Origin of the sequence: Bacillus sp. bc15 (assembly GCF_900142585.1) — a bacterium.
Lineage (GTDB): Bacteria > Bacillota > Bacilli > Bacillales > Bacillaceae_G > Bacillus_A > Bacillus_A cereus.
Genome location: NZ_FRBJ01000027.1, coordinates 1 through 8,981 on the forward strand (window position 1 = coordinate 1; position 8,981 = coordinate 8,981).

Consider the following 8,981-nt stretch of genomic DNA (forward strand, 5'->3'; position numbering starts at 1 on the left):
GGGCAGGTTACCCACGTGTTACTCACCCGTCCGCCGCTAACTTCTTGAGAGCAAGCTCTCAATCCATTCGCTCGACTTGCATGTATTAGGCACGCCGCCAGCGTTCATCCTGAGCCAGGATCAAACTCTCCAATAAAGTTAGTTTGTCTAGCATCTAAAAATAAAAATTGACGTTTCACGTTGTTTGTTTCGTTCAGTTTTCAAAGAACTACTTGGTCGCTCATTTGCGACTTCCTTATGTTAACATCTTCATTAGTTAATGTCAACTAAGTTTTTCATTTCGTTTGTCGCTTGCGACGTTAATGTCATCGGCGACTTGTCCTATATTACACCCCTGTAGATCAATCGTCAATACTTTTTATCTTTTTTATTTTATAAATTATAAAAGCTTTGCCCTCTCTTAATTTCTAACACATCCTTAGAACTTCATAAACGTATGTATTCAAACTAACAATCTGCAGACTACACTCTCTAACTTAATACTAATACTTTTCTAAAGAATGAATGCGAGACCAAGTAAATATATATTAAGGATAATATTTTTTCTTTTAGTACGCCCCCTTCTACTCATCTCTAGGGGATTATATATAAAACATTTCTCTTCTTTACCTTTAATCAACAAAAAGGAAAAGAAATCTAATAAACTTAGGAGGCGTTATGAAATGCATGTTAATAAAAAGATAATTTATGTATCCCATGATGCCCATTTCCACGGAGCACAGCTACTTTCTTTACATACTATTAAGGCTCTTAAAGAAAACTTTGATTACTCTGTTGCAATTATTTCTATTGGATCCGGTATTTTAATTCCCGATTTCCAAAAGTACGGTCCTGTTTATTGTCTCGAGCAAGATTATCAAACAAAAGAAAAGGTCGAATTATTAATAAAGGATTTATTATCACAGGATTTTACCCTCGCCATATGTAGCACTGTCATAAGTGGCGATATCGTCGCATTACTAGCTAGACACAATATAAAAGTTGTTTCATTAATACATGAATTACCGCATTTAATACAACAGTACTCTGCTGAAGGGAAAGCTAAAAACATCGCTGAATTTGCTTACAAAGTTGTTTTCCCTTCACAATACGTACAAGAAAAATTTCGTACAATCACTGAATTGGATCCTCAAAAATGTCACATTCTCCCTCAAGGTTTGTTTAACCACAATCCTTATAAGAATAATATCGCAAAAGCTAGAAATGAGTTACGTAAGAAGCTTAACCTGCCTCTAGATAGCAAAATCATCCTGGGTGTAGGCTTCGCAGATTATCGAAAAGGAATCGATCTATTCTCACTTATCTCTTACTCAGTAAGAAAGACTCACAAGGATATTCATTTTATTTGGGTAGGGAGAACAGACGTTCAATTCCTGAATACACTGCCCCCTAAATATAAAGCACATTTCACAGTAATCGATCCTACTCCCGATATCGGATTATATAACGCCGGAGCTGACTTATACTTATTAACTTCAAGGGAAGATCCTTTTCCAAATGTTGTTTTAGAAGCATTAGATGCAAAACTTCCTGTTATAGGGTTTAAAAATGCTGGAGGTTTTGAGGATGTTGTTACAGAAAAAACTGGTGCCTTAGTAGACTTTTTAAATTTACCCCAAATGCTAGAAAAAATATATGAATTTATTCATGATGAGGGATTACGATTACAAAAGGGAAGCTTTGGCCAAGAACTTATCGAAAAAAACTTCAATTTTCTTACTTACATTTATCAATTACTAGATCTTCTCGAACATAATTACAAAAAGATAAGCGTAATCATACCAAACTATAATTATGAAAAATACTTACCTGATCGAATCGAATCAATATTAAACCAAACCTACCCTCTTTACGAATTAATTTTCTTAGACGATGCCTCCACTGATCATAGCGTATCAACATTTAAAGAACTGCTCTCAAAAGAAAATAAGATCCATCTGAAGGTTCAACAGGTTATTAATGATACAAACTCTGGTTCTGTATTTAAACAATGGATAAAAGGCGTCACTGCAGCAACTGGTGATTATATTTGGATTGCAGAGGCCGATGACTTATGCGATAAAACATTTTTACAAGAGGTGATGCAGGGGTTTTATATAAATAACAATATTGCCTTAAGCTACACACAATCAAAACAAATAGACGAACAAGGAAATGTATTGGCTAATCATTATTTAAATTACACAAATGATATCGATGAAGAGAAATGGAAAGCCCCCTATTTTCGAAAAGGCGTCGACGAAATACAAGATACGTTACTTATCAAAAACACTATACCTAATGTCTCGAGTGTAGTTTTTAAAAATATAGATATGAAGAAAACAGAAAAACAGTTAGAAAAGTTCAAAATAGCTGGTGACTGGTTCTTCTATGTTTCTCTTCTTACAGAGGGAGATATTTACTTCAATCCAGCCCCCCTAAACTATCATAGACGACATTTAAATAGTGTAACAAGAACAGAAGATTCATATTCCCATTACAATGAAGTTGTGCAAATGCAAAATTTCATTAAAGAAAGCTTTACTATCGATGACATTTCTAAAATGAAAATGTATACATATAGAAAGTATCTTAAAGCATACTTAAAAATTTAAACGTATGCTTTCTCTGCCATCAATATCTCTTGTAAGGCGATACTATTATTTAAGGGGGAATACTCTTTGAAAGACTTTATAGAGGAACATAAAGATTTAATTTCTCAAATCGCACACAGCTACAATGTAAATGCAAGTATCCATCCTGAGGATCATATCTTTCAGTTCATTGTCACTAATCCCGTTTTCCCATCAAAAAAAGAAGCGATAGATTACTATTTTAAAGACGGGCAAAACTCAGCACAAATACTCTTAGACTTAATCACTTCCCTTTATCCTCCTACAGGCAATCCAATCAAATTGTTAGAGTTTGCATCTGGATACGGCTGCGTAACACGTCATTTATTAAATCTACAAGCGAATTTGAGTATAACCGCTTGTGATATACACGAAGAGGCCATTTCCTTTATTGAAAACAAATTAAATAATCCTTCTATATTATCTCATCCTGAGCCCGAACAGTTAAAATTAGACTCCTCTACGTACGATATTGTTTTTTGTCTATCCTTTTTTTCTCATATGCCTGATACAACTTGGTTTCGTTGGCTTCAAACATTGTATAACGCTGTTTCACCTGGTGGTTTATTCATTTTCACAACCCATGGCTATCAAAGTAAAAAATATTTCGGGTTTCCAAATTTAAACGAACAGGGCTATTGGTTTCTCTCTTCTAGTGAACAATTCGATTTAGATGTTAATCAGTACGGACAAACGATAGTTAGCCCCTCTTACGTATGTGACAAAATTAAATTATTGCTCTATAACCCAATCATCAAAAAGTATACTGAAGGATTTTGGTGGGAACATCAAGACCTTTGGGTAATAGAAAAAGAAGTAAAATAATAAACCACGCTCTGCTTAAATACAAGTAGAGTGTGGTTTATTATTTTTTACTATATAAGAACTCTTCAATCCATAGCTTATTTAATCTAATCCCATTTTTAAAATCTATTTTAGGTTCCCAATTCAATTCTTGTTTTATCTTATCAATATTTAAAATGATTCTTTGGACGTTCTCTTGTTTTTGTTTATAACAGATAAAATCCACTTTTCTTTCTGTTATTTTCTCTAGTTCCACAATAATTCGTTTTAAAGAAAGACCTTTGCCACTCCCTATGTTATATACGCAAGATTTCAATTGATTTAATTGTGCTAATAGTATAGTAATTTCAACTAAATCATCGATATAAATATAATCTCTAATAATCTCCTCTGGATTCCCATATATATTAATCCTTTCATTACTGAGATGCTGATACAAAAAACAATTTATCGCCCCAACTTTTTTTAAGGGGTTTTGGTATTTTCCATACGGATTAGAATATCTACATACAACATAATCTATTCCATATTTTCTCTTATAAAAATACAAATAATTCTCGAGCGAAACTTTTGTTATTCCATACGGGGAAAGTGGTCTTAATGGATGTTTCTCATCAATAGGCAAATATTCAGGTTCACCATAAACTGTGCCTCCCGAAGAAGCTAATATAATTTTTTTAATACGAAAATCTTTAACACTTTCCATGAAATTAAGAAAAAATAAACTGCTATTAATATCGCCGAAAACATCTTCAATTGAAGTTGCTACGTTAGACGTCGCAGCTAAATAAATAATAATATCTATATTCACTAAAGCCTTATATATATCCTCAACATTTTCTAAATCACCTTTAATAAATTCAACTTCACTTATAATATTTTGAGGAAAATTATTTATATGCCTGGAAAATACTTTTACATTTTGCCCCTGTTTCAATAAACCCAATGCGAGGTTGATACCAATGAAACTATTTCCACCTACTATTAAATAATTATTCTTCCTCATAATATCATCTCTCTAGTAATAAATTTTTCCCATCGTCAAACCTAAAAACATACACAAATAAACTGGATCATTTCGATTATTCATCTTCTTATCATTGTATGTTTGTTATAAATTTTCATTATCTTTATTTTCTATTTTCATTTTGGAAGAACTTCCTTATTCAGATTGAATGCAAAAACACTCATAATATTTACTCATCCCCATGAATATATTTAATAAACAATCCTCACTTGTTTAACCCATAAAAAAACTTCTACATACACAAGGTTCTCAAAAAAAGGAGTGCGAAACTCATGAAAAATATAAATCAAGAGCTTTTAAATCATGTAATTCTACATAAAGACCGAATTCCGCATTACCATAAAGACTTTCCCCTTATACTATTTTGGAGTCACAGAAGCGGATGCACCGCATTAGCTAATTGGTTCTTTTTTCAAATTGGATTATTTACTGAAGCAAAGAAATACAATGACTTTATTCATTACTATGAATTCTGGGTGTATAAGAACAATATAAATTACATACCAGAGTTACAGAATGGTCTTCTAGAAGGTAAAAAGGATGTTTGTAAACTTGTGCGAAATCCCTATACAAGGGCTGTCAGCTCATTTCTATTACTTGCTGACAATCCATACGCTAGCCCCCAATGGGAAAGTATCCGTCATTATTTTTATAATGATAAATATAGTAATCAAGGAATATCATTTAAACAATTTTTATATTACGTTCAGGCATTTGGTTCCAATTCCCTAGCAATAGATATACATTTTAGCCAACAATACGTCCCTGGTGAAGAAAACTTCATCCAATGTTATATTCCTTTAGAAGATTTTAATGCACAAATCACCAAACTGGAACACACGTACGATTTGATAAAATCCAATTTAGCACTTCTTACAAATTCAGATCATCATCGCGCCCACAAGATGATTTATGCAGGGAGCTATGCAGAACTTAGCATTACAGATGAAGCCTTCCCACGATTTCCTACATACGAAAGCTTTTATGATAAAGAAACTATGGATTTAGTTACAGAAATATATGCACAGGACTTTGAAATGTACCCATACACGAGAGGGATACTTTAAGTCTATACATTTTTCTATGAATAAAAGCTAATGCATCGCATAGCATAAAGTGAAACTTTAATTCGAGTCGGGTTCTCTTCGACTGATTATTCCCTTTTCCTAATCGCTATTTTAAGAGATACCTAACTTTCACCTATTCCCTTTGATTTCGCCGATTGTTGACGTGTATCATACTTTCCATAAATAGATTGCATGTAACATAGGAGTGATGTCGTGTGGAAATCAATTTGAAACACAATAATGGGTACTGCGTTATTTGCGAAAAGAAAGCTACATTTATAGAGCATAATGATTGGCTTAGAGATCATTATTTATGTTCTACATGTAACTCTATCCCAAGGCAGCGAGCTTTAATCCATACTTTACACACATTTTTTCCAAAATGGGATTCCTATAGTATCCACGAATCCTCTCCTGGAGGAATTACAACTCAGCTACTATTAAAAAACTGTAAAAACTATACATATTCTCAATACTTTAAAAACTATCCTCTTGGCCAATACTTTCAAGGAATTAGATGTGAGAACTTAGAAGACATGACTTTTGAAAATGAATCTTTTGATTTATTCATTACTCAAGACGTTTTTGAGCATGTAATGACGCCAAACAAAGCCTTTAAAGAAATAGAACGAGTATTAAAACCTGGCGGCGCTCATGTATTTACTGTCCCTTGGTATCATACACTCACAAAAACTGTGCAAAGAGCAAGATTGAATAAAGAGGTGATTGAATATATTGAAGAGCCCATTTATCACGGAAACCCTATTGATGAGAATGGGTCTTTAGTAACGTTCGATTGGGGGCAGGATATGATTGAATATATTTATACACACACAAATATGTATACCATTGTTTATTTACAAAAGGATAGATCACTCGGGTTAGATGCTGAATTTTTACATGTTTTTATTAGTAAAAAGCAAGAAAATAAGGTTTAATCACTATATAATTCGGAGGTTTGACAAATGCATAACTTTAAGTTAGGAAGTGATTTTGATAATCTTGTTAATTCACTATCTGATGTTGAACTTCTAAATTTATTTATACAAAGTTGTTCCCAAACAACGATAAATGGGGTTCCCGTACCTAGGTTTCCTCCTGAAGAAATTCAAAAACAATTTGTAGGTGCTTCCTATGAACATGCTCTTTATGAAGCATATTTGTTTTATAGCTATATAAAACAATACGCCCAGAATTTAGGTGTTCCCGTGAATAAAGAAAGTAAAGTTTTAGACTTCGGCTGCGGATGGGGAAGAATTATACGCTTCTTATTTAAAGATGCTTCTGATCAAAATTTACTTGGCATTGATGTGGATCCTGCGATGATCACACTTTGTAATGAAACACTAGGAAGAGGGATATATAAAACAGCAAGTCCACATCCCCCTGTAGAATTTATTAGTGACAATTCATTAGATATCATATTCGCTTATTCTGTATTCTCACATTTATCCGAAGAAACTGCTGAAAATTGGATAAAAGAATTTTCAAGAGTTCTTCGCCCTGGTGGAATTTTCATCGCAACAACACAAGCGCGCTATTTTCTTGATTTTTGTCAACAATTCCACGAACATCCTGAATTAATTCAAACAGGATGGCATAAAACTTTATCTCAAGCTTTTCCAGATATACATCGCGCTATCTCGGATTATGAAAACGGAAAATTTGTCCACAGCGCTACTGGTGCAGGGGATGTTAGAAATAGTAGTTTTTACGGAGAAACCGTTATACCTAGGACTTATATTGAAAATCATTATGAGAAATATTTAAAGCTACAAGACTTTTTTGATGATGTAAATCGATTACCACAAGCCCTCTTTGTCCTTCAAAAAATTTAATTCCTTTTATTCAACGTAATACACTTAATTTCATGACGAAAAGCACTTTCTATTTCAGCTATATATCAAATTACCTAATACTCTCTTATTAAGTAAGCTGTAAAAGCAAATTCAATACATACCATAAAAAAAAACAGTAAACAGCTAACATATCTCTTGTTTTAAAATTACTCCACCAAATCAAGAATAACTTCCCAACAATTGAACTACGAAAAACATGAGGGGGATATACTTTGAAAATAATCGCTTTTTACTTACCACAATTCCATCAAATTAAAGAAAATGATCGATGGTGGGGGAAAGGATTTACTGAATGGACAAATACTAAAAGTGCACGACCTTTATTTTCAGGACATTATCAACCGAGGGAACCTTATCAAGATTTTTATTATGACTTAACTAGCCCCTCCGTAAGAAAGTGGCAAGCAGAAATCGCTAAAGCATACGGTATATATGGTTTTTGTTATTATCATTATTGGTTTAAGGGAAAAAGACTATTAGAAACCCCCTTCAATGAGGTACTAAAGATGAAGGAACCTGACTTCCCTTTTTGTCTTTCTTGGGCAAATGAACCATGGACAAAATCTTGGGATGGTCTCGATAAACATATATTAATGCCTCAAGATTACGGAGATATATCTGATTGGAAGGAACACTTTGATTATTTATTACAGGCTTTCCAAGATGAGAGATATATTTATATAGATGATAAACCTCTATTCATTATTTATCGTCCAGGACATATTCCTGATTGTGAAAAAATGCTTAATTACTGGAATGCATTAGCGCGAGAAAATGGTTTAAAAGGCATATACTTTGCTGAAACATTAAACAGTTTTCCACTACCTAATATAAATGGATTCGATGCTAGCATTCAGTTTGAACCTTTCTATACAATTGCCCATGATAGCTCTTCAGACATAAATAAGGTCATATATGATTCTGATATGCAATTGAATGTTTGGGACTACGATAAAGTATGGATGTATATATTACAACGATCGCTCCCAAAGAAAAAAACATTTCCTGGGGCTTTTGTTGATTGGGATAATACTGCACGACGTAAAAACGCAAATAGCAGCATCTTTGTAGGTTCTACCCCTGAAAAGTTCACCATATATTTAAGCAAGCAAATTCATCGTACTTACTCTTTTTATAACAGCGAGTTTTTATTTATTAACGCATGGAATGAGTGGGCTGAAGGAACTTACTTAGAGCCAGATAAAAAATATGGTTTTTCTTATTTAGAAGGAGTTAAAAATGCAATTGATAGAGGTATGAAAGCATACAAAAAAGACGAGTCATTCTGACTCGTCTTAAAGTTGCTTGGCGACGTCCTACTCTCACAGGGACAAGGTCCCAACTACCATCGGCGCTAGAGAGCTTAACTTCCGTGTTCGGTATGGGAACGGGTGTGACCTCTCTGCCATCATCACCAAACTATGAAGGCATATTCCTTCAAAACTAGATAACATTGCTACATATTATATGGTTAAGTCCTCGATCTATTAGTATTCGTCAGCTCCACATGTCACCATGCTTCCACCTCGAACCTATCAACCTGATCATCTTTCAGGGATCTTACTAGCTTACGCTATGGGAAATCTCATCTTGAGGGGGGCTTCATGCTTAG

At 33.6% G+C, this 8,981-nt stretch carries 7 protein-coding genes and 3 rRNA genes; 6 read left to right on the forward strand and 4 right to left on the reverse strand.

The features are described 5' to 3' along the window. Window positions 1-136 (reverse strand): 16S ribosomal RNA (locus tag BUA87_RS29540); the annotation flags it as partial. A 526-nt stretch (window positions 137-662) separates the two neighbouring features. On the opposite strand from BUA87_RS29540, the gene BUA87_RS29545 reads away from it, so the two are divergent. Together BUA87_RS29545 and BUA87_RS29550 are read left to right on the forward strand one after the other, a co-directional pair. Then, entirely contained in the window at window positions 663-2,594 is a 1,932-nt protein-coding gene (locus tag BUA87_RS29545; protein ID WP_072941927.1) for a glycosyltransferase, read from the forward strand. Between the two features lie 66 nt (window positions 2,595-2,660). Continuing rightward, window positions 2,661-3,437, forward strand: a complete 777-nt coding sequence (locus tag BUA87_RS29550) for a class I SAM-dependent methyltransferase (protein WP_071713857.1) — start codon at window positions 2,661-2,663, stop codon at window positions 3,435-3,437. Window positions 3,438-3,477: 40 nt separating this feature from the next. Here BUA87_RS29550 and BUA87_RS29555 read toward each other — a convergent pair whose 3' ends face one another. Continuing rightward, window positions 3,478-4,422, reverse strand: coding sequence for an NAD-dependent epimerase/dehydratase family protein (locus BUA87_RS29555; protein ID WP_072941930.1), 945 nt, complete (start codon window positions 4,420-4,422; stop codon window positions 3,478-3,480). A gap of 293 nt (window positions 4,423-4,715) precedes the next feature. Between BUA87_RS29555 and BUA87_RS29560 the strand changes: the two genes are divergently transcribed. The 4 genes from BUA87_RS29560 (at window position 4,716) to BUA87_RS29575 (ending at window position 8,658) form a co-directional block, all read left to right on the forward strand. Further along, a complete protein-coding gene (locus BUA87_RS29560; protein WP_000790050.1) occupies window positions 4,716-5,510 on the forward strand; it encodes a sulfotransferase family 2 domain-containing protein in 795 nt (264 codons plus the stop codon). A 215-nt stretch (window positions 5,511-5,725) separates the two neighbouring features. Beyond that, the gene (locus BUA87_RS29565) at window positions 5,726-6,448 is read left to right on the forward strand and encodes a class I SAM-dependent methyltransferase (RefSeq protein WP_000405127.1); all 723 of its coding nucleotides are present in this window, start codon (window positions 5,726-5,728) and stop codon (window positions 6,446-6,448) included. Between the two features lie 27 nt (window positions 6,449-6,475). Then, the gene (locus BUA87_RS29570) at window positions 6,476-7,348 is read left to right on the forward strand and encodes a class I SAM-dependent methyltransferase (RefSeq protein WP_000551407.1); all 873 of its coding nucleotides are present in this window, start codon (window positions 6,476-6,478) and stop codon (window positions 7,346-7,348) included. Window positions 7,349-7,581: 233 nt separating this feature from the next. After that, on the forward strand, window positions 7,582-8,658 hold the full coding sequence (locus BUA87_RS29575; RefSeq protein ID WP_023520896.1) for a glycosyltransferase WbsX family protein: 1,077 nt from the start codon (window positions 7,582-7,584) through the stop codon (window positions 8,656-8,658). 14 nt (window positions 8,659-8,672) lie between these two features. On the opposite strand, the gene rrf is transcribed toward BUA87_RS29575, so the two are convergent. Continuing rightward, a 5S ribosomal RNA gene (rrf, locus tag BUA87_RS29580) occupies window positions 8,673-8,788 on the reverse strand. A gap of 48 nt (window positions 8,789-8,836) precedes the next feature. Beyond that, a 23S ribosomal RNA gene (locus BUA87_RS29585) occupies window positions 8,837-8,981 on the reverse strand; the annotation flags it as partial.